Below are 26,812 nucleotides of genomic sequence, written 5' to 3' on the forward strand. Positions count from 1 at the left end.
GATATCGTCTCCGTCAACGAAGAACAGCGGCCGGCAGCCCCGGCCAGGAGATCGCCATGAAGCGTGTCACCGGTACCTACAGCGCGCCCCGCCCGCACTGGGTGGGCGACGGATTCCCCGCCCGCTCGATGTTTTCCTACAACACCCACGGCCAGCACCTGAGCCCGTTCCTGCTGCTGGACTATGCCGGCCCCTACACCTTCGCCCCCAGTGATACCCCGCGCGGGGTCGGCCAGCATCCGCATCGCGGTTTCGAGACCGTCACCATCGTCTATGAGGGCGAGGTCGCCCACCGCGACTCGACTGGCGCCGGCGGCACCATCGGCCCGGGCGACGTGCAGTGGATGACCGCTGCCTCCGGCATTCTCCACGAGGAATTCCATACGCCGGAATTCAGCAAGCGCGGCGGCACCCTGGACATGGTGCAGCTGTGGGTGAACCTGCCGGCCCGCGACAAGATGGGCGCACCGGGCTACCAGACCCTGCTCGATGCGCAGATCCCTTCGGTGGAGCTGCCCGATGGCGCCGGCCGCGTCCGTGTCATCGCCGGCCGCTTCGACGGCCACGCCGGTCCAGCACGTACCCACACGCCGATGGATGTCTGGGACATCCGCCTGCAGCAGGGCCAACACGCCGAACTGCCGGTGGCCGATGGCCGCACGCTGGCGCTGGTGGTGCTGAAGGGTTCGGTCAGGGTCAACGGCGGCCAGCCGGTCGGCGAAGCCCAGCTGGTCACCTTCGACCGCAGCGGCGAGGACGTGTTCGTCGACGCCGACAGCGACGCCACCCTGCTGCTGCTCAGCGGCGAGCCGATCGACGAGCCGGTGGTGGGCTACGGCCCGTTCGTGATGAACAGCCAGGCCGAGATCAGCCAGGCGGTCAACGATTTCAACAGCGGCCGCTTCGGCCAGATCGCGCACTGAGCGCTTCCGCGCGGCGGGTGATGACCCGTCGCGCCAGCGGGCCATCGCCCACCGTCCCCAGGAGACTGACCATGAGTACCCCCGCCAACTTCAACGGTGCCCGCCCGGTGATCGATCCGGACAACGCCGCGATGCTGCTGATCGACCACCAGAGCGGCCTGTTCCAGACCATCGGTGACATGCCATTCACCAGCGTGCGCGCCCACGCCACTGCGCTAGCGAAGATGGCCACGCTGGCGAAGATGCCGGTGATCACCACCGCCTCGGTTCCACAGGGCCCGAACGGTCCGCTGATCCCGGAGATCCACGACGCGGCCCCGCATGCGCAGTACGTGGCGCGCAAGGGTGAGATCAACGCCTGGGACAACCCGGAATTCGTTGCTGCAGTGAAGGCCACCGGCCGCAAGCAGCTGATCATCGCCGGCACCATCACCAGCGTGTGCATGGCCTTCCCGTCGATCGCCGCCGTGGCCGATGGCTACCAGGTGTTCGCTGTGATCGATGCCTCGGGCACCTATTCGAAGATGGCCGAAGAGATCACCCTGGCCCGCGTAGTGCAGGCCGGCGTGGTGCCGATGGACACCGCCGCGGTGGCCTCGGAGATCCAGCGCACCTGGAACCGCGACGATGCCCAGCAGTGGGCCGAGGTCTACACGAAGATCTTCCCGAATTACCAGCTGTTGATCGAGAGCTACCTGAAGGCGCAGGACGTTCAGAAGAACCACGAGCAGCTGGATTCGCAGCGCAGCTGAGCTGCCCCCGGGGTGCCGGCCAGCCGCCGGCCCCCTACCAACCGGAGACCCACCATGTCCAGTGAACCCATCCGCGACCCGGCCAGCGACCACCTGCTGACCCCGCAGAATTCCGCCTTCATCATCATCGACTACCAGCCGGTGCAGGTGAACTCCATCGCCTCGATGGACCGCCAGCTGCTGGTCAACAACATCGTCGGCACCGCCAAGGCCGCAGTGGCTTACGGTCTTCCGATCGTGCATTCGACGGTCAACGTCAAGACCGGCCTGAACAAGCCGCCGATTCCGCAGCTGCGCAAGGTGCTGGGTGACTACCCCACCTACGACCGCACCACCATCAATTCCTGGGAAGACATCGAGTTCCGCAGGGCGGTGGAAGCCACCGGCCGCCGCAAGCTGATCATGACCGCGCTGTGGACCGAGGCCTGCCTGACTTTCCCGGCCCTGGATGCGTTGAAGGAAGGCTATGAAGTGTACGTGGTGGTCGACGCCGTCGGCGGCACTTCGCTGGCCGCGCACGATGCCGCGCTGCGCCGCATCGAACAGGCCGGGGGCCAGCTGATCAGCGTGCCGCAGCTGTTCTGCGAGCTGCAGCGCGACTGGGCCCGTTCGGAAACGGTGCCGGCGTTCATGAACCTCTTCATCGAAACCGGTGGTACGGCGGGTATCCAGTTCTCGTACGATCGTACCGAGTGATTTCGTGGCGGCGCTGGCCTTGCCTGGCGCCGCCTTTTTGGAGCAGTCGAGCACGGCTCGACTCTACAGTGGATTGGTCGAGCATGGCTCGACGCTATAGACAGATGGAGACTCCGATGGCCTACGCACGCATTGTTTCGACCGGCGACAACTACCTGCACCACATCAGCAATGGCAGCTTTGATGTGGACGCGGACGAGCCGGCATCGCTCGGCGGCCAGGGCAAGGGCTTCGCGCCGTTCGATCTGTACCTTGCCTCGCTGGCGGCCTGCACCGCCATCACCCTGCGCATGTATGCACAACGCAAGGGCTGGGAACTGGGCGAGTTTCATGCCGAGCTGCGCTCTGAGCGTGACGAGGATGGGCGCTTCCACGTACATCGCGTGCTGCACGCCAGCGCTGAACTGAGCGATGCACAGTGGCAGCGTCTGCTGGAAGTGGTGGAGAAGACCCCGGTGACCCTGGTGATGCGCGAGGGCGCACGGATCACCAGCGAGCGCGGCTGAAGCAGGTCTGGCCCACCTGCGGCGGATCTTGGCCGGTTCCTCGCTTGTTCCGGCCTCGCCCCTGTTCCAAGCTGCGCGTCCGCGTTCGGATGCAGTGAGCGCGCAGCAACAGGAGGACCGCACGCGATGTTACGTGCCCATGCTTTGGATCTGGATTTCAACGGCCGCACCCTGCTGGCCGATATCAACCTGCACCTGCCCTCAGGTGCCCGCATCGCCCTGATCGGCGACAACGGCAGCGGCAAGAGCTGCCTGTTGCAGATGTTGGCCGGTACTCTGGTGCCCAGTGGCGGGACCATCATCCGGCGCAATGGCGCACGCATCGCCTACGTGCCGCAGCACGTGCTCGATGACTCCTCTCGTAGCGGCGGCGAGCAGATGCGCCATGCGCTCGCCCGCGCGCTTGATGCCGACCCCGACGTACTGCTACTGGATGAACCCAGCAATCACCTGGACCGCAGTGCACGCCGCTCGCTGATCGCGCGCCTGCGCCAGTTCCATGGCGCGCTGTTGGTGGCCACCCACGATGAAGCCCTGATCGATGCGCTCTGTAATGACCTCTGGCACATACGTGGCGGGCGCGTGAGCCACTTCGGCGGCCGCTACCGCGACTATCAGGCGGACCTGCAGCAGCGACGCGAGGCCAGCGACCGGCAGCTGCGCCAGCTGGATCAGGAGCGCGGCCAGGCCCATGAGGCGTTGATGCGCGAACAGCAGCGCGCCGCGAGCTCGCGGGAACGCGGTGTGCGCAAGGTGGAACAGCGCAAGTGGGGCGGCGTGCGTTCAGCCACCAAGCTCGGCCGTGGCAATACCACCGCCGGCAGCAAGCAACTGCTGATCCGTGAGCAGCAGGAAGACATCGAGGCTCGTCGCAATGACCTGCAGCGGGAGACCATCATCGAGCCTGCCTTCGCGTTGCCGGCCGGCTGGCGACGTGAAGGAGTGGTGGTGCAGCTGACCGACGCCAGCGTGGCGCATGCCACGGAAACGGTGCTGGGTGGACTGCACCTGCGCCTGGATGTCGGCGATCGCCTGGCGATCACCGGTGACAACGGCAGCGGAAAGTCCACGCTGGCACGCGCGCTGTGCGGCGACCCAAGCATCCACCGTGATGGTGACTGGTTGCTGCCGCCAGCTGATCAGATCGCCCTGCTCGACCAGCACTACCGGGACCTGCCGATGCAGGCCACGCCTCTCCAGGCGCTGTCTGCCCAGATGCCGGACTGGAGCCAGACCCAGTGCCGGCTGCACCTGGCCGACTTCCTGTTCCGCGGCGATGCCACGGCGCAGACGCCCGTGTCCGCATTGTCCGGTGGCGAACGGGCGCGCCTTTCAATGGCATTGATGGCGGCCAAGCCCCCAGCGCTGCTGGTTCTGGACGAACCAACCAACAACCTGGACATGACGCTGCGGATGCACCTGATGCAGGTGCTGCGGGTGTTCCCGGGCACGTTGGTGGTGGTGTCGCATGACGACGCGTTTCTGCAGGCGCTGGAACCGGGACAGGTGCTGGCGTTGTAGCTGCGGCCGGGTGTGGCCTATCCACATACCGCGTGGATCTACTGTAGAGCCGAAGGCAACGGCAGGGGCTGTTGCCAACCTCGCGTGCAACCACCCGAAAAGCCGAGCATGGGCTCGGCTCTACGTAAGGCTCAGCGCCGCGAATGCAGCACGGTGCGCTGGCGCATGGCGTTGAACTCCTGCTCCACCTGCTGGATGTCCTCGGCCTGGAAACCGGCCGCATCCAGCAGCTGGTCGGCGGCAGCCGCCGCCAGCGGGTCATCGTCGCGCTGGCGCCAACAGCGCGCCGGCAGGAAGTAGCCCACTTCGCTGCGCCCGCGCATGATCACCACCGGCCGGCCTGCGTACAGCAGGAACTCGGCCAGGTGCTGGCGCAGGCCCTCCACTGAAACATAGGCCGGTCCAACACCCAGCATCTGGCTGGACGGTTCGGGACTTTCGAACAGCTTGCGACGGCTCATCCATTCCTCCTTTGTGCAACGCGTGGTCTCCTTTCCTTAGACGGGTGCATCGCTGCGCCCCCGCCACGCTTCGCGTGATGCCCATCACGCCATCCGCTTAGAAGCCGGTGTTGAACTCCAGCTGAAACACGTCGATCGACAGCGGCGCGCCGGACACTTCCTTGGCCGCCATCCACTTGCCGCTGATCCAGCTGCGCGCGTCGAGCGCGTAGGCACCGCCCACGTAGTAGCCGCGGGCATTGGTGCCACCCAGGTGGAAGTTCGGATCGTTGTAGGCGTCGGGCAGCGCGTCGGCCTCGATATGCTTATAGCCCAGCAGTGCCTGCCACTGGCCCTTCTCCTTCAGCTCGGTAGCACCGAAGGTGGCCTGCAGCATCCAGGCGGTGTCGCCGCTGCGGAAGGTATCGATGCTGGCAGTACCGCCGGCGCCGTAGTTGTTGACGATGCCGCTGTTGGCTCGGCGGAACATCGCCTGCTTGTCGTAAGCCAGGTTGCGGATGAAGTCGCCTTCCAGGCGCATGCCGATGTCCTGCGCCAGCTGCGTATCCCAGCGCAGGTTCATTGTGGCCAGGCGGAATTCCGACGCCAGGCCGACATACTGCGGGGTTGGCGTGTTGGCCGGATCCAGCGGATTGCGGGCGATGTCGCGGATCAGCATCAGGGTGTTGCCCTTCTGCATGAACACCGGGCGCGACCAGTCGGTGTCGCAGCCCACCGCACCCGCATACAGCGCACACGGTGAGGACAGGCGACCACTGATGTTCTTGAAATCGTAGTAGCCCAGCGCGGCGCGCAGCGCATTGTCGTCGTTGAAGTGCCAGTTCACACCCACCTGCGCACCGGACAGCCACTTGTTCTCGTTCGGGGTCTTGACCCGGCTCTGGCTGGGCGAGCTGTCGGAGGTGTATTCCAACGGCACCACCGCCAGATTGGCGAACAGACCGACGTCGCCGCCATCGAGGTCGTACTTCAGATTGGCGGCCAGGCCGTCGAAGTTGAGGTCGTTGGAGAACAGCGTGTCACTGGTCCAGAACGGGTTGCCGAAGCGGCCACCGCGCACGGTCACCCAGTCGGCCGGGCTGTAGGCCAGCCAGGCCTGGTCAAGCCATACATCCTTCTTGCTCAGGCCGCCACCCAGCTGCTCGGTGGTCGACACCGGGCCATTGCTGCTGCCACTGGCCAGGCGTACGCCGGCGGTAGTGTGCTGGCCGATGGTCGCTTCGATGCCGAGACGGGCACGGATGCGCCACAGGTTGCGGCGGTCCTGGCGGGTGTTGAGCAGCGGTGGCAGCTGCAGGTTGGTGTTGGTGTTCGTATCGAAGCCGTTGCCGGAATTGATCGACGCCCAGTTGCTCACGATGTCGCTGTTGCGCTCGGAGTAGAAGCGCGACTCGCTGCGTACGCGCATGTCACCGGTGACCTTGATGCGCTTGGTCCATTCGGCCACTTCGTTGGGTGCCGCCCAGCCTTCCGCCTTGGCCTGCGCCATCACGTCCTGGCGCACCTCGTCACGAATGCCGTCGCGTACGCTCTGCGGCACGTAGGGCACGCGCACGTCGCCGGCTTCCAGGGCCACGCCACCGCTGGCGGCCGTGCTGCCGCTGGCTGCGGTGCGTTGTGCGGCCACCGCTTCGGCTTCGGCCTGCACCAACAACGCCTGGCCGTCTTCGGGCTTCAGTGCACCACTGGCGATCAGGCCCTTGATCAGCTTGACCATGGTGGTTTCGGCGGCCATCGCACCGGCCGGTGCGGCCAGGCTGAGCAGCACGGCGCAGCACAGCAGCGCCCGTCGGGCCGGCCGCGGGCGGCGGGAGTCGGTTCGTGCGCGGACGTGGTCGTTCATCACGGTTCTCATCGAAAGAAGGGGAATCATGGAAGTCGGGAATCAGGCCCCGGGCCGGCGGCCCTGGATCAGGACGCGGGCGGGGAAATCGAGTGACGGCGGCGGTGCCTGGTCGACCTTGCCGATGCGTCGCAGCGCGTCGAGCACGGCCGCGTCGGCCTCCTCGTTACCGCTGCCACGCACCAGCTCGACCTTCTCCAGCCGACCGTCCGTGGCCAGCCACACATTCACCTGCAGCTGGAACGCCAGGCGCTTGACCTTGTCGTCGCGCGAGATCGCTTGCTGCATCAGGTAGCCGAGGTAGCGACCGTAGGTGGCATTGCCGGCGCCGCCACGGCCGACGCCCGACGAGCCACCGCCACTGCCGGACTGGATGCCGAAGTTGTCACCGCCAGCCTGGGCATCGGCATTCATCGTCACCGGGTCAGCGTTGTCCGGGGTCGGCGTCGGCTCTTCAGCGGGCGTCGGCTGATCCAGCGGCTCCGGCTCGGGCATCGTTTCTTCCGGCGGCGTTTCCGGCTCTGGCGGCTTTTCCGGCGGCGGGGGTGGCGGCGGAGGCGGCGGTGGCAGTGCCAGCATCGGCGGCTGCACCACCGGCCGACGGGTGCTGGCGGTGTCCTTGAACAGCAGCCACCACACCGCGATGCCTAGCACCAGCAAGGCGGCCAGCACCAGCGCGACGGTCACCAGCAACTGGCGACCGCGCATGCCGGGCTCCGGCCGAGGGGGTTGATGGGCCGTCATGCCTCAGCCCTGCGCCTTGCCGGTGACCAGGCCGACCTGGGCCAGCTCCAGCCGCCGCAGCAGGTCCAGCACCTCGACCACGCGGGCGTACTGCACCTGCGCATCACCGCGTACGATCACCGGAAAATCTGGCGTGGTCGCGCGTTCGGTACGCAGCCGGTCTTCCAGCTCGGCCATCGTCACCGGGTAGGCATCCAGGAACACCTGGCCACTGGGGTCGATGGTGATCGCCTTGGTCTTCGGCTTTTCCAGGGCCACGCTGTTGCTGGCCTTCGGCAGGTTGACCTCGATGCCGGGAATGGAGGCGTTGCTGGTCAGGATGAAGATCACCAGCACCACCAGCAGCACGTCCACGAAGGGCGTCACGTTGATGCCCTTCTCGCGCTTCTTGATGCCGAACTTCGCCTTCTGGCCCATGGCGCGCCCCTCAGCCCTGGACCGCGGCCGGGCCGCGCCCGTCCTGCTCTTCGGCCAGTCGCGCGGCGAACTCGTCGATGAACACCGCCATGTCTGCGCCGATCGCCTCGGCGCGTGCGCCCAGGTAGTTGTAGCCGAACAGCGCCGGGATCGCGACGCCGAGGCCGGCTGCGGTACACAGCAGCGCTGCAGCCATGCCCGGCGCCACCGAGTTGATGTCCACCGCGCCGGCCATCGCCGCCACCACGAACACCAGCATGATGCCGATCACGGTGCCGAACAGGCCCACGTAGGGCGCACCTTCGATGGTTGTCGACAGCCAGTTCATGCGCCGTGCCATCGCTTCCTGCTCGCGCACCATCACCGCATCCATCGAGGCACGGATCGCGGCGATGGTGGCGCCGCTCAGGTAGCCACTGTTGCCATCACGCTGGTGGCGCTGCTGCATTTCATCGATGGCCACCTGGTAGATGCGCCACAGCGAGCCGTCATGCATCGCGGTCGGCGCCTTGCCCTGGCGGTCCATCTCGGACAGAGTGCGCAGCGGCACACCGGACAACTTGCCGAAGCTTTCGGTGAATACCGCGTTGGCCTTGCTGGTGCGGCCGAAGTGGCGGCTCTTGGCGATCATGATCGCCCATGACATCAGCATCATCAGGCCGAGGATGGCGACCACCACCCAGGCATCGAACGGCATCGCCTTGAGAATGAAGCCGAAGTGGCTCTGGCCGGCCGACTGCTCATCGGCGCCGTAGCTGATCAGGCGCGAGTCGGCACCCTGCGCAGTGGCATCGGCCAGCAGCAGCGCCGCCGGACGTGCCACACGCGAGATGCGCAGTTCATCCAGTGCGCCTTCGAAGTTGGCCAGAGGCTGTACCGCGCCCGGTGCATCGGCGCCCACTACCGGGGCGGTACCCAGCGCCGGCAGCTCGCCGCTCAATTGCGCGACCACGCGACCATTGAGGTACAGCTGCAGTGCGCCCTTCTCCGCAGTCAGTGCCACGTGCGCCCACTGCCCTTCCGGAATCGGCTGTGCCGGCGTGCTGCGCTGGCCATTGAGCTGTACGAAAGGCACGCGGTTCTCGATACCGACCACCAGCTCGGAGGCGCCATCGCGACGGGCGTAGATCGCCTGCGCCGCATTGTTGCTGCCCGGCTTGATCCAGGCCGAGAGGGTCAACGGCGTACCCGCTTCCTGTGCCAGCGAGGCGCTGGCCGGCAACGGCAGCGGGCCTGCGCCCAGCTGCACGCCACGGCCGATCACCGAACCTTCGAACGGCGGTACCACAGCGCCGGCATTGTTGCCGTAGGCGGTGGTGTCGCGTGCCGGCGCATTGGCTTCGGCGAAGTGGTAGACCAGCGTGTAGTCCGGGTCGAACACCTGCTGGCCGTTGCCGCTGGCCGGGGCCTTCTCGTTGCCGTAGTACATCCAGATCGTCTGCGGCGCGGCGGCGCTGACCGCCGGTACGTCCACCCAGATCAGGGCCAGGCCCAGCTTGGGATCGAACTGCTCGATCTGGTGGGCCAGCACGGTGCGGCCATCACCCGAGACGAAACGCAGGTCATTGCCCGCATCCTGGGTGCCGTCGAAACCGAAGTTGCCGGTATGCAGGCGCAGCAGCAGCGGCGTACGGCCCGGGTCACCGGCCAGGCCCGCACCCTGCGGGCCGGCGTCGACGGTAATCGGCTTGCGGTACTTCCATTCGGCCTGCCACCAATTGGCATCGGCCGCAGCGGCGGGCAGCGCAACCAGCGCGGCCAGCAGCAGCAACACTCGGGAAAGCAAACGGTCCATGCGAAGGGTCTCCGGAGAACGCATGTTCAAGGAAAGGATCAGTAACTGGTGCTGATGTTGAAATGCAGGCGCGGGTCGTCCTTGCGCGTGACCGGGCCATCGGCATAGGGCCAGGCGTAGTCCAGGCGCAGTTGCAGGTGTTCGCCCAGGCGCAGCTGCGCACCCAGGCCGACCGAAGCCAGGTTGTACTTGTCACGCTGCTCGGGCAGCGGCTGGCGCAGGCGCAGGTAGGCCGCGTCGGCAAAGCTGTAGACGCGCAGATCGGTGCCGCTCCACAGCGACCATGCCGGGGTACGCCACTCCAGGCTGGCCAGGCCGCCGTAGTCGCCGATCGCCTCAGCCGAGAGATAGCCGCGCACGGTGTACATGCCACCGGCGGCGAACTGCTCGGCCGACACCAGCGGCGCATCGGTTACCTGCAGCGAGCCGCGCGCGTACCACTGCCAATCGCTGCCGAAGGTGTGGGTGTTGGCCACATCGGCCTTGAAGGCCACGAAACTCGGATCGGCCCAGTAGCGCTTCTGCCCGAAGCCGATGGCATCGCTGCCATAGCCGAACAGGCGACGGGTGCCGGCGACCAACTGGGTGTTGATGCTCAGCTGGTCCTGCTCACCCTGACGCACTCCGACGAATGCCAGGCTGATCGGCGCGTACTTCAGCGGCGTTTTCAGGCTCTCCTTGCCCATCTGCGTGTCTTCCTCGGTGTCCTTGAAGTCCACACCGAGGCTGAGCTGGCGCCACCACTGGCTGCTGCCGGCCAGTCGATAGTTGAGCTTGACGCCGATCGAATGGCCGTTGCCGATCACGTTGGTACCGGTGCCGGTACCGACCTGTCCGCCTGCGTTCAGTACGCGGCTGTCGGACTTGTAGCCGGACGCTTCCAGGCTCCACGGCGTGCCTTCGAACGGCATCATGTACGAGGCCGAAAACACCTTGGCCTGCTTGGCATCTTCCGGGGCCAGATACACGCCAATGTTGGCGCTGTGCCCGCGCTTCCACAGATTGTCGTAGGCCAGCGACGCACTCATTCGCAGCTTCTCGGTATCAGCGCTGTGGTCGTTGTTGACCGCCACGCTGGCCCGCCACGGCGACTTTTCCTCCACCTGCAGGTCCACATCCATCGTGCCCGGCACCTGGCCTTCGCGCACCAGCGGCATCACCTGGCGACGGCCACCTTCGTTGAGCGCGGTCAATTCCTTCTGTGCCTGGTCGAAATCAGGCACCTTGCCCTCGGCCAGTGCCGGCACGCGCTCACGGATGCGTTCGGGCGATTCGTGCTTCGTGCCTACGACCCGCAGCTGGCCGATCGGCGTCTGCTGCACTTTCAGCAGTACCACACCAGCACTGACCTGTTGTTCGGGCAGCTCGACATAGACCGACTGGTAGCCCGCCTGCTGATACAGCGCATTCACCGCGTCGCGTGCCTTTTCGACATCGGCCAGGGTCTTGCCCGGGCCGAGGAACGGCTCCACCGCGCGTTCAATCTGGCGCGGATCGAGCACGGTGTTGCCACGCACGATGTACTCATTGATGTTCACGCTGGGCGCAGGTGCCGCCTCCTGCGCAAACAGCGGCAGCGGCAGGGTTGCCAGGGCCAGCACCAGCGGATGCAGGCGCAGCGGAAGGCGGACGGCTCGGCACGGAACAGGAGTCATCGAAAGCATCGCGTCGTATCGAAGGAAGTGGCCATGGAGCGGCGCGTGGGTCTACCAACAGGACGTGTAGGTCGCGTCAAAGCCGCCAACAGTTTTGTGACAGCACTGTCATCTTTTGACGGTCCGCCAACGCGCGCAGGCGGACACTGCGCACGCCATACGTCTGCATTGCAGAGCCCTTGCTGCTGCGGGAGATCGGAAATGAGCGGACTGTTGATCACATGGCGTCGTCCGGCGCTCGCCTTCGTCGTGTTGCTGGTGCTGCCCTCGGTGCAGGCCGGCGAACAAAAAACACAGGAGGACGCTGCACCGTGTATTGAAGTACAGGTCAACGGCGAACGGATTCCCGCCTGGGAGTGCCTGCAGCGCAAGCTGGCGCCGCCGGCGAAATCTGCGAAGTCACCGGCATTGCCCGAAGCCGAACGGCTGATGCGGCAGCCCGGCAACCAGCTGATGCAGTACAACCTGGAAGGCACGCGACAGCGCATGGGCGATGCCCTTGGTCGTTCGGTGGTACCCCAGCGTCCGGCGCGCTGATCCTGCGCATCTGTAGATGCCGAGCCCACGCTCGGCTGCTTCTGTGTGGCATCGCCGATGAATGCGAAGACAGCCGAGCGTGGGCTCGGCTCTACAGGGGGCTGGCGGGCACGATGCCATCGGTCGGCACCGGTGGCAGCTCCGGCACCGGCAGGCTGCGCGACTGGCCTGCCTGCTGCAGCTCCACCGCGCTGGCACTGATGCCGGCCAATACCGTGGATGGACCCAGCCGCTGACCGGGGGCATAGGCTTCCGCTGGGCGGCCATCCACCGAGAGCAGGGCCAGTGGCGCGTGGTCACCGGCCATCACGCCCAGCACGACCACTTCTGTCTGCACCGCACCGGGTGAAAGCAGCCGCACCAGCGGCAGACTCGCCGCTGCGTCGAACACGGGCCGCACAGGCACATTCGGCTGTGCCTCACTGGCGGCCACCGAGGGTATTTGGCCGACAAGGGTCACGCCCCAATAGGCCACCACCGCCAGCAGCAGCGTCGCCGCCAGCAGGGTCAACACCTGATTGCGATCCCAGCGCCTGCCATCCATGTTCCGCACCATTGCCACGTTCGTGTCCGCCCACGCTAGCAGCCGTCGCTGACGCTTTTGTTTCATCATCCGCGCTTACGCTGGCAGGCATCGGCAAGGACAGGAGGCGATGTCGATGCAACGCATTCCGCATGGCTTCACCCTGATCGAACTGATGGTGGTGCTGGTCATCATCGGCATCTGCACGGCCGGGATCGGCCTGGGCCTGGGCAGCCTGCTCGACCCCGGCCGGCAGCTGCGGCAGGAAGCCGAGCGGCTGGCGCAGCGCCTGCAGGCGGCACGGGACGAGGCCCGCATCGACGGCCGCAGCATCCGCTGGCAGGCCGACGCCAGCGGCTATCGCTTCAGCCGCCGCGAGGGCAGCCAATGGGTGACCGTACAGCGCGACGACCTGTTGCGGCCGCAGCGGTGGCAGGCAACGGGTATCGCGGTGCAGCCCGCCAATGCCATCGAACTAAGCCCGGAATGGATCGGTACCGCCTGGGAGCTGGGGCTGTCGCTGGAGGGCCGCACACTGCGTCTTCGTGATGATGGCAGCGGACAATTGCAGGTCGTGCAGTGAAGCGGAACATGCGCGGATTCACCTTGATCGAGGTGCTGATCGCACTGGCGATCGTTTCGATTGCGCTGGCGGCGGTGATGCGCTCGGTGGCGGTGGCCACCGACGATCAGTCACGGCTGCGTGATCGCCGCTTGGCACTGATGTGCGCGCAGGACCGCTGGCAGGAGCTTCGTTTGGCCGGGCAGGCACCCCAGGATGCACGGCAACGCTGCGTGCAGGGACGCGGAACCTTCCTGGTGCTGCAGCACCTGGGCACGGGCAGCGACGGCCAGCCGCAGCTGGAACTGAGCGTGGTCGCCGAGGATGCACCGCGGCAGTCGCTGGCGCGGATGCAGCTGCCGTGGACGGCCGCGCCATGAAGCGCGCCGTGGGCGGTTTCACCCTGATCGAGGTGATGATCGCGATCACCATCATGGGCGTGCTGGCGCTGATCTGCTGGCGTGCGCTCGACAGCGTGGCCAGCAGCGACCAGCGCCTGCGACAGGCAGATGCCGAGACCACCACCGCACTGCGCGTGCTGCAGCAGTTCCAGCGGGATATCGAGATGCGTGCGGATGATGCGCTGATGAATGGCGCGGTGCGTCCGGCTGATCGTCCGCAGCGATTGCTGCCTCCGTCGCTGGTGAGTGAACGGCACCCGGATGGAAGCTTCGCGCTGGAGATCACCCGCAGCGTGGGCAGCGATGGGCTGCACTGGCAGCGGGTGCGCTGGTGGCGTCAGGGCAGCACACTGTGGCGGGCCAGCGGCGCGGCCACGGACCGGTATCCATTGCCTGCGCCGGAACAGTCGAAGGGCATCGCGGTGGCGCGCGATGTGCAGCGGTTCGAGCTGCGGGCGTGGCAGCCCGGCGCGGGATGGGCCGTGTTGCCGAGCAAGGGCGAGATGCTGCCAGCCACCGGACTGGAGCTGCGGCTGGGCCTGCGCGATGGGCGTGGGCCATTGAGCTACCGGCGGGTGCTGGAGTTGTAGGATTCGTTCGTGGCACCGCATCCACGCATGGCGTAGATCTACTGCAGAGCCTGCTCCGCTGGTGGCTGGGATCTACTGCTGAGCCTGCTCTGGTGATGGCGGGGATCTACCCCCGAGCCTCCTCTGGTGGGTGCCGACCGTTGGTCGGCACTGATGCTGGCCCAGGCATCCACGCATGGCGTAGGTCTACTACCCTCCTGCCGCCGGGTGCTCTCCTGCACCCGGCGGCGCTGTGTCGGTGGTCCTCACCGCTGATGGCCGCTCCCTGCCCTCCGTGCCGTCCTGGCTGGGGCCGCCACCGCTCCCTGGCGGCTGGCCCGATGCTGCAGCCCGATGCGGTGCATCGGGCAATGCGTGCCGACCAAGGTCGGCACCTACCGGGGCATGCAATGCCTATCGGCGCTGCGTGCCATCGTCGTGGCTTGCCTGCGGGAACTGGAAGGCGCTGTTGGCGTCGTAGCCGCTGTTGGCGGTCGTGCCGCGCGCCGGCGGCGCAATGCTGCTGGTGCCACTGCCGAAACCGAGGATCTGCACGCTGATCACCGACGGCTGGTTACGCCGTGCGTCGTCCTGGCTCTTGCGCATCACGTCCTGTGCGGCCTGGCTGGCACTGTTCGCTGCCGCACTGGCCGACGCCAGCGCATTGACGTTCACCGTGGCCAACACCGGCAGGCCCTTGCTCTCACCCTGCACCTGGATGTTGGCCGCGTTGAGCACCTGCAGCGCGGCAAGGTTGATGTTGCCCGAGACGCGAATACCGGCCTCGCCTGCATCGATGGTGCCCAGCGGCGCGATCAGGTCGACGTCGCCCGGCGGCACTTCGGCGATGGGGTTCAAGGTGGCGATGCCTGCGCCACTGGCGGGAGCCTGCGGCGACAGGATCACATTACCCCAGCCGTCATAGACGCGACGCGGTGGCGTATACAGCAGCGTAGTCTGCGAACCGCGTCCGGCATTGATGTCACCCTGCTCCGACCAGGCCAGGATGTCACCGCCGAACGTCGTCATCACCCGCGACAGGCCGAGCAGCACGCTGTCCTGGCTGAACAGCCGGATGTCACCCTGCCCTTGGGTCACCAGCCCGGCACTGGCCGGCGGCACCACGCCCTGCACACCCACCACGATCTGTCCGCCCGGTGCCATCAGCTCGATGTTGCCGCCGGCTTCGGTACGCACGCCGGAGCCGCCATACATCAGGATATCGCCAGTGCGTTGGATCGTCGCACCCGCTGCATCCTTGTCCGGCATCAGCGTGGCGATGGCCTCGCGGCCGCGCAGGTAAGAACCAACGCGTGGCCCATTCCGATCGTTGTACTCGCGGCCACCTTCGCGCAGTTCGGCGTAGTAGACCTGGCGCAGGAAGATCCGTTGCTGTTCGCTCGGCAACCGGTCGAACGCAGCCAGCGCCTCGGCGCCGTCGACGGTCAGGCCGAAGCGCTGCTGCAGCCACTGCTTCAACTCCTGGTCATAGATCTTCACCGCCTTGCCGGGCTGCGATGCCAGCGACTGCGCCGGATCGGCCAGGTTGGCCGGATCCAGGTAGCGCGTGCGCAGTGCATCGAAGTCAATGCCCTGATTGCCGGCAGTCACTGCGATGCTGGCACCGGGACGGGCATCGCCCTGGACGACGCCACCCAGGCTCACGATGCTTCCGGCCTCTTCCTGGCGCAGCTGCCGGCCCGCACTCACTTCAACGTTGCCGGGGCCGGCCACCGTCAGGTTGCTGCGGATGATGTCCCGGCCCGCCTCGATCCCGCTGATATCGGTACCGCTGGTGTTGAGCGCTGTGACGTTCGCATTGATCACGTCGCGACCGGCGCGCAGCTGTACGGCCGAGCCCGCTTCGTACCAGTCGAACAGTGTCCTGCTCTCCTCGCCGATGTTCCGCCTCAATTGCCTGCGCCCGCCGCTGCCCAAGCCGATGATGTCACCGGCAACGGCATAGAAGCGGCTCGGTGATGTGGGCCGGGACGTCAGCGCACCGGTAGTCGGGGTACTGGGGCCGAACGCGAACAATGGCAGCATCGCCGCCGGGTCTGGACCCTGCACCCCATCGTTCGATAGATTGTGGCTGACCCGGGTCCGGCTGACGCCCTGCTGGGCCATGAATGCAGGATCAAGCGGGCCAGGCAGGCGGGCGTCGCTACCGGAACGTGCAATGCCGGTGGCATTGGTCGCGGCATGGATCGAGCCCCCGGCCAGAACATCGAGCCGGCCGCTGGCCGAAGGCGCGAGCAGGATCACATCACCCGTGGTCGCCCCCGGTCCGAGGCCTCGAAGCGTGGCGCTGATGATGTCACCACTCGCAGCCACCGCACTGAACCTGGACGGATACAGCCAGTAATTGATGCTGGCGGGAACGGATTGCTCGCGCAGCGCGACGCCTTCAGCGAACATGTTGCTACCGGTTGCATGCAGACTTCCGGCCAGGCTGGGTGCGAGATTTCCGCCTACCGAGAACAGGTCCAGTGCCGTGCCTCGGGTCCAGAGCGAGAACCACGTCGTGCCAGCTGCATGCTGGCCATCGCCCAGAACCACGTCGTTGTAGTTGGCCGTCGGCACACGCCCTGCATCTGCGGCGCCACCGAGAACAATGTCACCACGGGCCTGCAGCCGGGCAGTGGAATCACCCAGAATGAGCAGGGGCCCCGCCATCGCCACCGGGGCGTCGGCCACGAACGGATCCTTCAGGCCCAGCATTCCGTAGCTGCTCTGTATCGCGCTGAGGCCACCGATGCGCGCCGCCTGCAGCAGGGTGCTGCCGCGCAGGTTGGTCACCGCGCCATTGAGATCCAGATCCTGCAGGAACCCTTCGGGCTGCTGCGCGCTGGCGCGCAGGCCGGGGTTGAGCGCTCCGCCGCTTCGCAGCGTCAGGTCGCCGCCACCGGTCAGATGCAGCTCACCGTTGCTGACGCGCCCGGTCGACCCGACCGCAGCAACAATCGCGCTGGAATGAGGCGCGGTCAACAGACCCAGGGCATTGCCCATCGGGTCGAGCACGCCCGCGTGGCGGCCCGCTTCCAGTGAAAGATTGCCGCCTCCCAACGTGCCGAAGCCGGTGAACCCGACCATGCGGGGAGCTGCGTCCGCTTCGGCGCCCACGGTGCTGTACGTGCCGAAGTTGATCCACCAGCTCGTGGGTGTTGCCTGGACGCCTTCGGTGGTGCCCGTACCCTGCCGCCACAACCAGCCGCCCACGGCTGCGCTTGAATGCCCGGCCTGGTCGCGCTGCGCCGTACCGGATTCGGACCGGGCGGTCCAGGCGTCGCCGATGATGTCGCGTCCAGCTTCAACCCTGACATCGCCGCCATGGTCGGGATACCACGCACGGTAACTGGCCAGCGCCGCATCATAGTTGCCCGAGACCTGGTTCCTGCCCAGCAGCGAGGTGTGCCAGGGCGCAGCCGTACGCACCGGATTGAACTGGGGGTCGCTGCCATCGCCCAGTAGCGTCGGCGCACCTGCGGTGTACACGCCGAAGCCGGACTTCATGCGCACGTCCTGCGCGGCCAGCAGTGCCAGATCACCCTTGCCGGTACGCAGCACGCTCCAGGCCGGCGAGCCAAGGCGCTTGCCGTAGGTGGTGACTTCGGTAAGCGTACCGCCGCCGTAGCAGTAGCCCATTGCCGCGCAGATCTCTTCCTCCGACATGCCCATCTCGGCACCCAGTTCCGTAGCCGGGCGGCCGACCCAGGATTCATCGCCCCACCATGCCAGCGAGCCTTCCTTGTCCACCAGTCGCGGGGCGGGGCCGCAATTGGGTCCGGACTCACAGACTTCGTTCTCGGTCAAACCCAGCTCCCGGGCCAGATCAGCCACGGGCTTCCCGACCCACGATTCGTCACCCCACAGATTCAGCGAGCCGTCCAGGGTGATCACGCGATCACCCTTCCATTCCGTCGTCGTGGTCACCGTCCCGATGGTGCTGTAGTGGCTGTCGGCCAGCACGATGCTGCCGTCACTTCCCCAGCTGCGGGTACGCGGATCGGCAGCGGTCGTATCGGCACCGGCCACTGCAGTCAGATCCCACGAGGTGGTCCCTTCGGGCAGCATCGCCGCCAGCGCCCAGTTGCGTCCCTGGCGCCCGCTGGCGTCGGCAGGCCGCAGTTTCACCGGCGCATCGCCGGCCAGCTCCACCTTGGTCATCGACGGGATGATCGCGCCGGCATGCAGGTCCAGCGCGCCTGACAGCTTCATCGCCATCGGCAGCGCGACGCCGGCCGGCCACACCTGTGCGGCCACCGGCGCCGGCGCGCGCAGCCGGAAGCCGGCGCCCAGGCGCGCACCCGCCTGCAACGTCAATGCCTGGGCCAGCACGGTTCCAGCCGCTACCACCTCGCCACCCGCCGTCGTCACTGCTGCGCCCAGCACGGTGCCGGCCGGCAGCAGCAGCGGTCCCGACAACCGCATTTCCGCGGGCAGCACGGTTCCGGCCGGCAGGGTCACGGCCTCGAAGGGCAGTGCATAGTTCAGCGTCGCGCCAGCACGGAATTCGGTGCCGCGCTGCAGCTGTACACCTTCGCCGGGCACGATCAGGTCGCCACCGAACGCCGTGTTGGGCGTACCGGCACTGCGCCCTTCCAGCAGCACCCAGCCGTCCTCATCGGGATTGGCAGGCGGCGGCGCGAATCCATCGTTGATGCTGCCGTAGACGTTGATATCGCCTTCGGCGCGCAGCACCAGCGCTGCCGATTCACCAAAGCCACGGCGCGCTGGATCGGTCCGGTTCGACTGCGGTCCGTAGCGGTAGCCGGACAGATCGATATCGCCGGCCACGACCAGATCGCCACGCGGGTTGTCACTGCTGGTCCGCGCCACGATCTGCACGCCGGGGCGCAGGCGATAGCTGCCCAGTGCGGCAGTACGCTGCTGCAGTACCGTATTGGTCAGCGCGGCGTTCATCCACTGGCTGTTGTCCGGGTCCACAACCGTGTCCAGCCAGTGTTGGTTGATCACCTGCGGACGATGGCCATGCACGTCCGGAGCGCTGGCCAATGGCGCCGAATCATAGCTGCGGAAGGCGTTGACCTGGACGTCGGCGGCACCGGCGATACGGATGCCGCTGGCCACGTCGATCGCGGCGTCGTTGCTGCCCACGCGTGGCACGTTGAGCTTGACGCTGCCGCGTGCGCGGCCATCGTTCTGGCCCGGGCTGCTACCCGTGGCCACCGAGGTGCCGGCGCGCAGGTCCATCGATGAGATCGCGCCCAGCTGCAGGCTGCCACTGGCCGAGGTCAGTTCGATCATCGCCCGGTTCGGGCTGTCGATGATCTTGCCGTAACTATCGACGCGCAAGGCGCTGCCATGCGCGTCCAATGCTCCGTCGATACGCAACACATCGCGGGCGGACAGGCGGATGCTGCCGACCTGTTCGCCACTGGCATCAATGCGGCCATTGACGAGCAGGCTGCCACCATCGACGCTGATATCAACGTTGCGCGCCTTCACTTCATCGCCGATCACCAGGTCGCCTTCGCTCAACTGGAACGTCCGGCCACCGGTAATGCCACCGGCGGTAAGCCGGGTGTTCAGGCCGGAGAAGTCCTGCAACTGGCGTGCACGCACTACCAGCTCGCCGCCGTCGTAGGGCACTTCAGTGCCACCGGCGTCGTAGCGGCCGCTGGCTCCGCCAAGCAACGTACCTGCCAGATCTACACGGCCGCCCTGCGGGCCCAGCGCAGCGACCGTCAAGCGGCCGCCGCGGTTGTTGCGGGCGGAAAGATCGATGCGCGACGCCGCGTCGGCAACGATGTCACCGTCACGGCTCGACAGCGCTACGTCGCCGCCCCAACTGTACTTGTCCACGTCGAACAGGCTTACCTTCCGCCCCGCCATGTCCAGCATTGCATTGCTGCCAAGCGCCATGCCCTGGCGGGCATTGGCTTCGAACCGGCCGGACGCCAGCGCCACCCGGCTGTCGATCACAACGCGTTCGGCCGTGATGGACAACTCCGCACCCAACGCATCGCTGCCCGCGGTTGCCGCAGCACCGCGCACCTGCACCGTACCGCCATTGCGGATTGCCAGCTGCGCGCCCGCGCTGCCGGTCAGCAGCGGGGTAACGATATCCAGCGCGCCGCCGCTGAACTGCCAGCCGCTGCCTGCCACGTAGTCGCCCTGGCGCTGGAAGACATCCAGGCTGCCCTTGCCGGAGAACAACATGCGATCCGACGCTGCCAGGGTAGCGCCGGCGAAGCCAAGCACCTGGCGATCCGCGGCCACCGACGAACTGGGCCGGGTGAAGGGCGCACGCCCCAGTTCCAGCACCCGCGTATTGATTTCCAGCTGCCCTTGGCCAAGCCGACCCACCATCGCCTCGCCGGCCGGCTGGGTCTGCTCACCGCCGGGCAACGTGGTGCCGGCCAGCGTACCGTCCCAGATCAGCGTATCGGCGAAGATGCGGGCGCGGTCGGTCGCAGTGCCGTAACCATGAATGGCAGGGGCACCCAGCACCAGACTGCGTAGACTGCTGCGGCCGGTCGCACTGTCACGCGTATCCAGGTCCACGCTGCCGAACACATTGATGGCATCGCGCGCGGTCAGGCTCAGCGCCTCCAGCGCCGGCGCGCCGGTGGCGGTGTTTCCACGCAGCAATCGCTGCAGGACCTCCTGGTTCATGGTCATGCCCGCCGGCAGGCCGCCGGCTGCCGCTGCCACCGCAATGGCTTCGGCGCTGCCGAGATTGAGCGCCGACATGCCCAGGCCGAGCTGGCGCGTGCCGTAGCTCACCGCGTCGCCAATGCTCAGCGCGCCGTCGGTGACCACGTTGATGCTGCCTGCCGACAGCAACCGGGTCTGGCCATTGCAGTCCACCACGCATCCGCCGATGTCGATCGCCACCGGACCGCCGGCACTGCCGCCCTGCGCACTGAGCGCCGTCAAGCGCTGGTTGGACACGGCAAGCAGGCCGCCCGACACCAGATAGGGCGCCGTGGGCTGTGCCACGCGCGAGGTATTTGCCCCGGTCAAGGTATCGATCGAAGCGCCCTGCTCCACCAGGATTCCCTTGCCTCCGAACGCGGCCGACAGCAGCACTTCCTGCGCCGTCAGGTTGACGCCGTTGCGCACCACGATGTGCTGCGCCCTGCCCTCCAGCGAATGGGTCGTCGCGTCACGCCGCAGCACGCCGCCGATCAGCATCGTCTCCGGGCGGAACGCATTGAGCGCCGAGTCGAAGACGGTGGCGCCGCTACCGCTGCCGGCGCTGCCGCCTTCGGTGACAATCTCCAACATCGCGTCATTGGAGGTGAGCAGATTGACCGAAAGCGTGCCCCCGCGTCCGTCATTGCTGCCGGCGTTGAAGCGCGACACGCCTTGGAAGATCGCGGCTGGCACACTCGAACGTCCGGCGCCCTCACCCAGTGCCAGGTTGAGGTTGCCGGCGTCCGTAGGCCGCCAGCGCAGCGCTTCGCCACGCCGTTCGGCCACGCCCTGTACGAACGTGCTGTAGGAGGTCTCGTTGTAGCTGGCATGGCGGCGCACCACATCCGCCGGCGTCAGCACCAGATCGGTGAGCAGCGATGAGACTCCACCGCCCAGGCTCTGCGCCTGGTGTCCACTGACGCGCCAGGAACCCGTGCCGGTCGCCACTGCCTGGCGGCTGCCGACGGCGCTTTCGGCGCCGACTTCGACGCGGAATGCGCCCTTCTGCAGTGCGTAGCTTGCCGGCAGCAGCGTGTAGGTTCCGGCCGGGAGGCCGGGGACCCCCGCAGGTATGACGATCTGCTGGCCGATGCGCGGATCGGCGCTGCCATCAGCAACCGCCTGTGGCGCCTGCGTGCCAGAGCGTCCCGGCATGATCGCGTACACCGCATTGTCACTGCCGCTGAAGCGGTAGCGCGGGTTCGCATCCGCCAGCGCGTGCCTCAGGATGTCCACCGAGCCGCCGCGCCCCGCCACGAATGCGGCACCGGACAGCTCGCCTCCGCCGGAGACGTCCAGCACGCTGCCCGCCACGCCATTGAAAGCGTTGGCGACGATGTCGATACCGATCGGGATGTTGGTCGAGCCGGGGCCCAGCACATCGAAGTCGGCACCGTTACGGCGCCAGCCCACACCATCCACGGTGCCGCCAAACGGCAGCTGCAGGCCGGCACCGCTCACCGACGTCACGCTGCCTGCAAGCAGGTCGACGCGGCTGGCCGCATCGGCGTTGAATTCCCTGCCACCCAGCTGTACATGGCCCCACGGCGCCTGCACATTGCCGCCCTGCACCACCGTCGCCGCCACCAGCTCCAGGCTTCCGAACGCAGAGTCCGGTGCCGGTTGCGCGCCGCCTGCAATGCCATGGATGCGCAGTACGGCGTCGGGGTTCTGCCAGGACAGGCCTGAAGGACCGATGTCGGGGACGCCCGCCACGATGCGTCCCTTGGCCCGGGCCGCCGGATACATACGTGCGGCGCTGATATCGATCGAACCCGGGCTTGCCAGCGTGGAGACGAGTGAACTGCTGGCGACCGGGGCCAGCATGCGGATGTCACCGCGGCTGCGCAGCGCGACCTGGTCAAATCCCGCCAGCCAGGTGACGTCTCGCAGATCGATCAGATCGGCGCTCACGTCCAGGCGATGCTGCCGGCCGCTGTCGAACGCTGCCTCCAGTGGGCGCAACGTGCCTTCCCCGGCCGGCTGCCACCAGCGCCCCTGCGCAAGGCGGACATATGGCGCGGCCAGTTGCAGGCGGCCGCCCTCGCTGTTGCCCGGGACGAGGCCGAGGTAACGCTCATTCAAGCCCTGGATGCGCAGGCTCTGGTCCATGCGCAGATTGACATCTCCCAGGGCGCGGATGTCGCCGAACAGGGCCAGATGATCGAAACCACCGGCCTCGATCTGCCCCATCGACAGTGCCGCATGGCCGTACTCAAGGCGTGCAGGCAGGTCCGCCGTCTGCGCGGCGTGCTGGGTCAACGAGATCACCCGCGGTGCCAGCACCTCCTTGCCGTCTGCCGTTCTGCCGTAGGTGCCACCACCGAAGGCAACCCCCAGGGTGCCGCCGCGCGCGCCGTCGCCGCCCGCTGCTGCGTCCAGGTCGCCCTGCAGGTACAGCGCATTGCCGGCGCGCAGCACGATGCTGCCGCCGTCGCTGTCCACCCGGGTGCGCCCGCTGCCATCAATGTCCAGCAGCGCCGAAGCACCGGACGCGTCCAGCCGCGCACCGCGCTCCACCACCACGAAGGTATCGGGCGGCAAGTGGCGTACGTTGTCCTGGTCTTCCCAGTCCAACGCCCCCCCGATCTCGATCGTTCCGCCCTTGCGCACCTGTCCGCGCAATGTCCCGCGCGCGTCGGGCAGGGAAACGCTATCGCCGCTCACGTCCAGCAGGGCGCCCTCGGCAATCGTCCAGCGACGTTCGCGGCGTTGATCGCCACGCACACCGGTCGGGTCGAATGCCTCGTCCAGGCGGATTCGGCCGCCGGCCGCCTTCAGACTGCCAGCCACGTCCAGGTTGCCGGCGCTGAACAGTTCGATCGACTGGCCGGCATCGACCTCGATCCTTGCGCCCTTGCCAACGCGCAGATCGGCCGTGGACAGCAGATGCCCTGCGCGCAGTGCCAGGCTCGCGCCGCCGCGCTGCGATACACGCCCGCTGGCCGGATCCGCCTCATACAACGATGGCGTCCAGGTCTGCACGCCCTGCTCGCGGGCCAGTGCCTGCTGTGCGCCCTCGGCCAGGCGCAGCGCCGGTCGTTCCACCTGCAGCCGGGTACCTTCTTCAACCGTCAAACCGTTGTGCCCGGCGATGTCATAGCCGGCGAAGCCACTCCTGAACAGTGCTGGCTGCAGTTGCAACGACGCCGCCGATGCATCCGTGCCAGGCGCGCCGATAGACACCGCACCGCCTGTTGCCAACGTGAAGTTGCCGCTGCCATTGCCGAGCGCGCTGAAGCGTGCGCCATCGCCGATACGGATCCGCCCGCTGCCGTCGGTGGCAACCTCGGTGCTGGCCGCGAGCAGGCTGACACTGCCGCCCTTGCCTACGCGCCCTTTGCCACTGGCATCGATCGCGCCGCCGGCATCGACCAGAATCGTCGCTCCCTCGCCCACAGCGATGTCGTGGCTGCTGTTGAAGCGCACCTGCCCGCCGTCGATCCACGCCTGTGCCGGACCGCCCTCCGGCGCTGCAAGCGCGTTGCTCCAGCCACCGCCAAGATCGATCCGCGCGCCCGCCGCAACATCCACCGCGCCGCGTCCGGACCTCAGCAGGGCCGAGGGCCCGCCGAGCGCCGGAAGCAGGTTGCCGGCCTCCACCTGCCCGCCGGCAATCTGCACCGTTCCGCCGAAGCCGACGCGGCTTGCAGTGAGCCCAAGCCGACCGCCCTCCTGCAACCTGAGCGTGCCATCCAGGTCGATACGGCCCGCAGAAGCGAGGTCCACCTGCCCCCAACGCTGAGCGCTCAGGACCTCACTGTCCAACCACACGGTATTGCGCTGTGTTTCCCCGATCGGCGCCTGCAACGTCCATGACCGGGTGTCGGCCTGGAGCGCTCCGATGCGGATCTGCGAATCGAACACTGCACTTCGGCCGTTGTTGTCGAAACGCCCCAGCCAGAGCTGGGCGTTGCGGGCCGCCGCCGTCTGTGCCTGCGCGTATCCGTCCTGCCCCTGGTCGGGGCGGCGCGTCTGCTGCAGGCCCTGAAAGGCCACCGTATCCACCTGGCCCTGCAGGACAGCCGTGGGCGCCGAGATCAGCAGACGGCCAGCATCGCGTCCCACGGTATAGCCATTGTCGAAACGCTGGGTGGGTGCCACCAGCGGATTGCGGAACGATTCGGTCACTCCCCACCGTTCCTGCTTCACTTCATAGCCCTGGTACAGACTGTCGTACAGCATCTCGGCCGGTGCATCGTCAAGCCGGTACAACTGGCCATCGCGGCCACGCAGCCAGCTCTGCTGCACCACGCCGGACTGCACATCCAGGCTGCCGCCGGCCAGATTGATGCGCGAACCGGCGTGGCTCACCACTTCCTTGCCTGCCAGCTGGACGGTGCCGCCCTGCGCCGCCCATTCGCTGATCGAATGCCCCTGATTGTCCAGGTAGCCACCCACTTCCAGCAGGCCGCCGCCGGCATACCAGCGCGTGCCGTCATAGCCACCGGTACCGGCGGCGACTTCGATCAACTGGCGGCGGTCGATCCACACCTCGCTACTGATCAGCTTGCCGCTGTCACGGTTGTCCGGTGAATCGCGCAGCTCGTTACCCTGCACCTTCACCTTGACGTTGTTGCTTTCCATCGCCACCTGCACGCCCACCGCACCGGAGACGTCCACGCGCGCGCCATCATCCAGATAGCTGCGTCGGCTGGCGTCGGCGATTACCTGGCCGCCGGTGGCTACCGCCAGCGCGCCGGCCTGGAAGTTCACATCGCCGCCGGAGACGACTTCGATGCGCGATTGCTCGCGGCGGTCCTGCAGGCGCGAGAGATTGTCGAAGGTGCCACTGTTGCTGCCACCGCGAAGCTTGTCCTGCTCGGCCGATTCCCTGATGAGGGCATCGCGCTGGCTGTCCAGCGCCGTGCTCTTGCCATCGTCTTCCAGCAGTACTGCAGTGGTCGAGCCGGAGGCCAGGGTCACACTGCCCGCCGCATCGGACGCCGAATTCAGCAGGTGTACGGTGCCGCGCTGATTCAGCGTGGTGGTCGCAACCGCAACGCCGGCCTGTTCGACCGTGCGGCCGGCCAGGGTGATGTCGCCCTCGCGTGCCTGGATCAGACCGCTGTTGCGAACGCTGCCGGCCGTGCTGTCAGCGACGAAGCGCGGTGCGATCTCGTTGCCACGGGTGGTCGATGCAGTGTTCTGCGCCGTGCCCACGCCACGGCGGATCACGAAACTGTCGCCGGCGGCAAGCTGGGTCTGACCTTTGCGCGTCTCGATCTGGCCCGCGTTCTCCACGCTGTGCCCAGCCAGCAGCACATAGCCACCGCCCCGCGTTGCCGTGGTCGGTTCGTGCGTGGTGATGCGTGCACCGCGTTCGACCATGACTTTGCCTACGGCGTCGGTCAGCGCCGAGGTGTTCGCCTCGGCACTGTACAGACCCTGCTCACGGAACTGCGCGTCGCTGATGCGCGCGGCCGCCGCCACCAGGTTGCGGACATTGACCTGGCTGTTGTTGCCGAACACCACACCGTTGCGGTTGGCCACGAACACCGTGCCATTGGCCTTCAGCTGGCCAAGGATCTGGCTGGGCCTTGCGGCGGGATCATTGACCCGGTTCAACACGGCCCAGTCGGGGTTCTGCAGGAAATTCAGTGTGGTGTTGCCACCAATGTTGAAGGTTTCCCAGTTCAGGATCGCCCGGTCGGCGGTCTGCTCGATGTTGACCAGCACCCGCCCGTCGGCGGCCTGCGACTGGATCGCCTCGCGGGCGTTGATCCAGCCGCGGGTCAGCGGATTCTCGTCGACCTTCAGGCCATCCTTGCCCAGCCCATCGGCGATCACGAAGCCCGCCTCGCGGCGCGCCTGCCGTGCCTGTTCCTGCAGGCGCTGCTGCAGGGCGATGGCCTGCGCGGCCGTACCAAGGTTGTCGATCGACTGCTGCAGCTTCTGCCGTGCCGCATCCTGCTGCTGCGCGGGTAGTTGGAACTGGATCGGCACGCCATTGGGCATGCGCCCGCTCTGTGCCGCCGCGCCCTGCGCCGCACCGCGCTCGGCGAACCAGCCGGGGCTGAACGCCTGTTGGGCCTGAGTGGCCGGAGCCACCACGCTGCCCAGGGCCACGGCGACGGCCCAGGCCATCGGGTGGCTGCGCCACAGGGCAGCAGGGAAACGGGCGGTGGGCGAATGCGGGTGCGACATCGGGGACCTCGTCAACCTGATGGGCCGCGTCGGCGGCGGCGTGTGTACGGATGGGCCTGCGCGAGGCACGCCCTGCACCTCATAGACGGTGGCGGCG

Annotated in this window: 17 protein-coding genes; 9 read left to right on the top strand and 8 right to left on the bottom strand. The window is 67.3% G+C overall.

The features are described 5' to 3' along the window. The first annotated feature begins 56 nt into the window (after positions 1–56). The 5 genes from DI041_RS00930 (at position 57) to DI041_RS21500 (ending at position 4,398) form a co-directional block, all read left to right on the top strand. Positions 57–923 carry a pirin family protein gene (locus DI041_RS00930; protein ID WP_046986974.1) on the top strand — a complete coding sequence of 289 codons (867 nt, stop codon included), beginning with the start codon at positions 57–59 and terminating at the stop codon, positions 921–923. Positions 924–994: 71 nt separating this feature from the next. Continuing rightward, a complete protein-coding gene (locus tag DI041_RS00935; protein WP_005409868.1) occupies positions 995–1,675 on the top strand; it encodes a hydrolase in 681 nt (226 codons plus the stop codon). A 54-nt stretch (positions 1,676–1,729) separates the two neighbouring features. Further along, a complete protein-coding gene (locus DI041_RS00940; RefSeq protein ID WP_136637924.1) occupies positions 1,730–2,371 on the top strand; it encodes a hydrolase in 642 nt (213 codons plus the stop codon). A gap of 116 nt (positions 2,372–2,487) precedes the next feature. After that, on the top strand, positions 2,488–2,877 hold the full coding sequence (locus tag DI041_RS00945) for an OsmC family protein (protein ID WP_032129425.1): 390 nt from the start codon (positions 2,488–2,490) through the stop codon (positions 2,875–2,877). 126 nt (positions 2,878–3,003) lie between these two features. After that, the gene (locus tag DI041_RS21500; protein WP_136637923.1) at positions 3,004–4,398 is read left to right on the top strand and encodes an ABC-F family ATP-binding cassette domain-containing protein; all 1,395 of its coding nucleotides are present in this window, start codon (positions 3,004–3,006) and stop codon (positions 4,396–4,398) included. A gap of 131 nt (positions 4,399–4,529) precedes the next feature. Here DI041_RS21500 and DI041_RS00955 read toward each other — a convergent pair whose 3' ends face one another. The 6 genes from DI041_RS00955 to DI041_RS00980 form a co-directional block, all read right to left on the bottom strand. Then, entirely contained in the window at positions 4,530–4,859 is a 330-nt protein-coding gene (locus DI041_RS00955) for a hypothetical protein (protein WP_005409871.1), read from the bottom strand. Positions 4,860–4,956: 97 nt separating this feature from the next. Continuing rightward, positions 4,957–6,702, bottom strand: a complete 1,746-nt coding sequence (locus DI041_RS00960) for a putative porin (protein ID WP_136637922.1) — start codon at positions 6,700–6,702, stop codon at positions 4,957–4,959. Positions 6,703–6,744: 42 nt separating this feature from the next. After that, entirely contained in the window at positions 6,745–7,410 is a 666-nt protein-coding gene (locus DI041_RS00965) for a TonB family protein (RefSeq protein ID WP_136637921.1), read from the bottom strand. A 39-nt stretch (positions 7,411–7,449) separates the two neighbouring features. Next, positions 7,450–7,863, bottom strand: a complete 414-nt coding sequence (locus DI041_RS00970; protein ID WP_005409874.1) for an ExbD/TolR family protein — start codon at positions 7,861–7,863, stop codon at positions 7,450–7,452. A 10-nt stretch (positions 7,864–7,873) separates the two neighbouring features. After that, a complete protein-coding gene (locus DI041_RS00975; protein ID WP_136637920.1) occupies positions 7,874–9,658 on the bottom strand; it encodes a DUF2341 domain-containing protein in 1,785 nt (594 codons plus the stop codon). Between the two features lie 38 nt (positions 9,659–9,696). Then, entirely contained in the window at positions 9,697–11,313 is a 1,617-nt protein-coding gene (locus DI041_RS00980; protein WP_136637919.1) for a ShlB/FhaC/HecB family hemolysin secretion/activation protein, read from the bottom strand. A gap of 201 nt (positions 11,314–11,514) precedes the next feature. Between DI041_RS00980 and DI041_RS00985 the strand changes: the two genes are divergently transcribed. Then, positions 11,515–11,850 carry a hypothetical protein gene (locus tag DI041_RS00985; RefSeq protein ID WP_136637918.1) on the top strand — a complete coding sequence of 112 codons (336 nt, stop codon included), beginning with the start codon at positions 11,515–11,517 and terminating at the stop codon, positions 11,848–11,850. 91 nt (positions 11,851–11,941) lie between these two features. Here DI041_RS00985 and DI041_RS00990 read toward each other — a convergent pair whose 3' ends face one another. Continuing rightward, a complete protein-coding gene (locus DI041_RS00990; RefSeq protein WP_136637917.1) occupies positions 11,942–12,394 on the bottom strand; it encodes a general secretion pathway protein in 453 nt (150 codons plus the stop codon). Between the two features lie 115 nt (positions 12,395–12,509). Between DI041_RS00990 and gspH the strand changes: the two genes are divergently transcribed. From gspH to DI041_RS01005, 3 genes are read left to right on the top strand one after another with little or no spacing between them, the layout of a single operon-like run. Next, positions 12,510–12,956 (top strand): type II secretion system minor pseudopilin GspH, encoded by a 447-nt coding sequence (gene gspH, locus DI041_RS00995; RefSeq protein WP_136638057.1) that lies wholly within the window; start codon positions 12,510–12,512, stop codon positions 12,954–12,956. Between the two features lie 8 nt (positions 12,957–12,964). Beyond that, complete coding sequence (gspI, locus tag DI041_RS01000) at positions 12,965–13,315, top strand: type II secretion system minor pseudopilin GspI (RefSeq protein WP_248298391.1); 351 nt, start codon at positions 12,965–12,967, stop codon at positions 13,313–13,315. Continuing rightward, positions 13,312–13,926, top strand: coding sequence for a prepilin-type N-terminal cleavage/methylation domain-containing protein (locus tag DI041_RS01005; RefSeq protein WP_136637915.1), 615 nt, complete (start codon positions 13,312–13,314; stop codon positions 13,924–13,926). Before gspI ends, DI041_RS01005 begins: the two co-directional genes overlap by 4 nt. Positions 13,927–14,319: 393 nt before the next feature. On the opposite strand, the gene DI041_RS01010 is transcribed toward DI041_RS01005, so the two are convergent. Beyond that, positions 14,320–26,715 carry a filamentous hemagglutinin family protein gene (locus DI041_RS01010; RefSeq protein ID WP_136637914.1) on the bottom strand — a complete coding sequence of 4,132 codons (12,396 nt, stop codon included), beginning with the start codon at positions 26,713–26,715 and terminating at the stop codon, positions 14,320–14,322. Between the last annotated feature and the right edge of the window lie 97 nt (positions 26,716–26,812).

The organism is Stenotrophomonas maltophilia (assembly GCF_004920835.1).
Lineage (GTDB): Bacteria > Pseudomonadota > Gammaproteobacteria > Xanthomonadales > Xanthomonadaceae > Stenotrophomonas > Stenotrophomonas maltophilia_AQ.

Bases quoted from the DNA above. Each gene is read 5' to 3' on its own strand.
- DI041_RS00930 (WP_046986974.1), top strand. From the start codon at position 57: ATGAAGCGTGTCACCGGTACCTACAGCGCGCCCCGCCCGCACTGGGTG.
- DI041_RS00935 (WP_005409868.1), top strand. From the start codon at position 995: ATGAGTACCCCCGCCAACTTCAACGGTGCCCGCCCGGTGATCGATCCG.
- DI041_RS00940 (WP_136637924.1), top strand. From the start codon at position 1,730: ATGTCCAGTGAACCCATCCGCGACCCGGCCAGCGACCACCTGCTGACC.
- DI041_RS00945 (WP_032129425.1), top strand. From the start codon at position 2,488: ATGGCCTACGCACGCATTGTTTCGACCGGCGACAACTACCTGCACCAC.
- DI041_RS21500 (WP_136637923.1), top strand. From the start codon at position 3,004: ATGTTACGTGCCCATGCTTTGGATCTGGATTTCAACGGCCGCACCCTG.
- DI041_RS00955 (WP_005409871.1), bottom strand. From the start codon at position 4,859: ATGAGCCGTCGCAAGCTGTTCGAAAGTCCCGAACCGTCCAGCCAGATG.
- DI041_RS00960 (WP_136637922.1), bottom strand. From the start codon at position 6,702: ATGAACGACCACGTCCGCGCACGAACCGACTCCCGCCGCCCGCGGCCG.
- DI041_RS00965 (WP_136637921.1), bottom strand. From the start codon at position 7,410: ATGCGCGGTCGCCAGTTGCTGGTGACCGTCGCGCTGGTGCTGGCCGCC.
- DI041_RS00970 (WP_005409874.1), bottom strand. From the start codon at position 7,863: ATGGGCCAGAAGGCGAAGTTCGGCATCAAGAAGCGCGAGAAGGGCATC.
- DI041_RS00975 (WP_136637920.1), bottom strand. From the start codon at position 9,658: ATGGACCGTTTGCTTTCCCGAGTGTTGCTGCTGCTGGCCGCGCTGGTT.
- DI041_RS00980 (WP_136637919.1), bottom strand. From the start codon at position 11,313: ATGACTCCTGTTCCGTGCCGAGCCGTCCGCCTTCCGCTGCGCCTGCAT.
- DI041_RS00985 (WP_136637918.1), top strand. From the start codon at position 11,515: ATGAGCGGACTGTTGATCACATGGCGTCGTCCGGCGCTCGCCTTCGTC.
- DI041_RS00990 (WP_136637917.1), bottom strand. From the start codon at position 12,394: ATGGATGGCAGGCGCTGGGATCGCAATCAGGTGTTGACCCTGCTGGCG.
- gspH (WP_136638057.1), top strand. From the start codon at position 12,510: ATGCAACGCATTCCGCATGGCTTCACCCTGATCGAACTGATGGTGGTG.
- gspI (WP_248298391.1), top strand. From the start codon at position 12,965: ATGCGCGGATTCACCTTGATCGAGGTGCTGATCGCACTGGCGATCGTT.
- DI041_RS01005 (WP_136637915.1), top strand. From the start codon at position 13,312: ATGAAGCGCGCCGTGGGCGGTTTCACCCTGATCGAGGTGATGATCGCG.
- DI041_RS01010 (WP_136637914.1), bottom strand. From the start codon at position 26,715: ATGTCGCACCCGCATTCGCCCACCGCCCGTTTCCCTGCTGCCCTGTGG.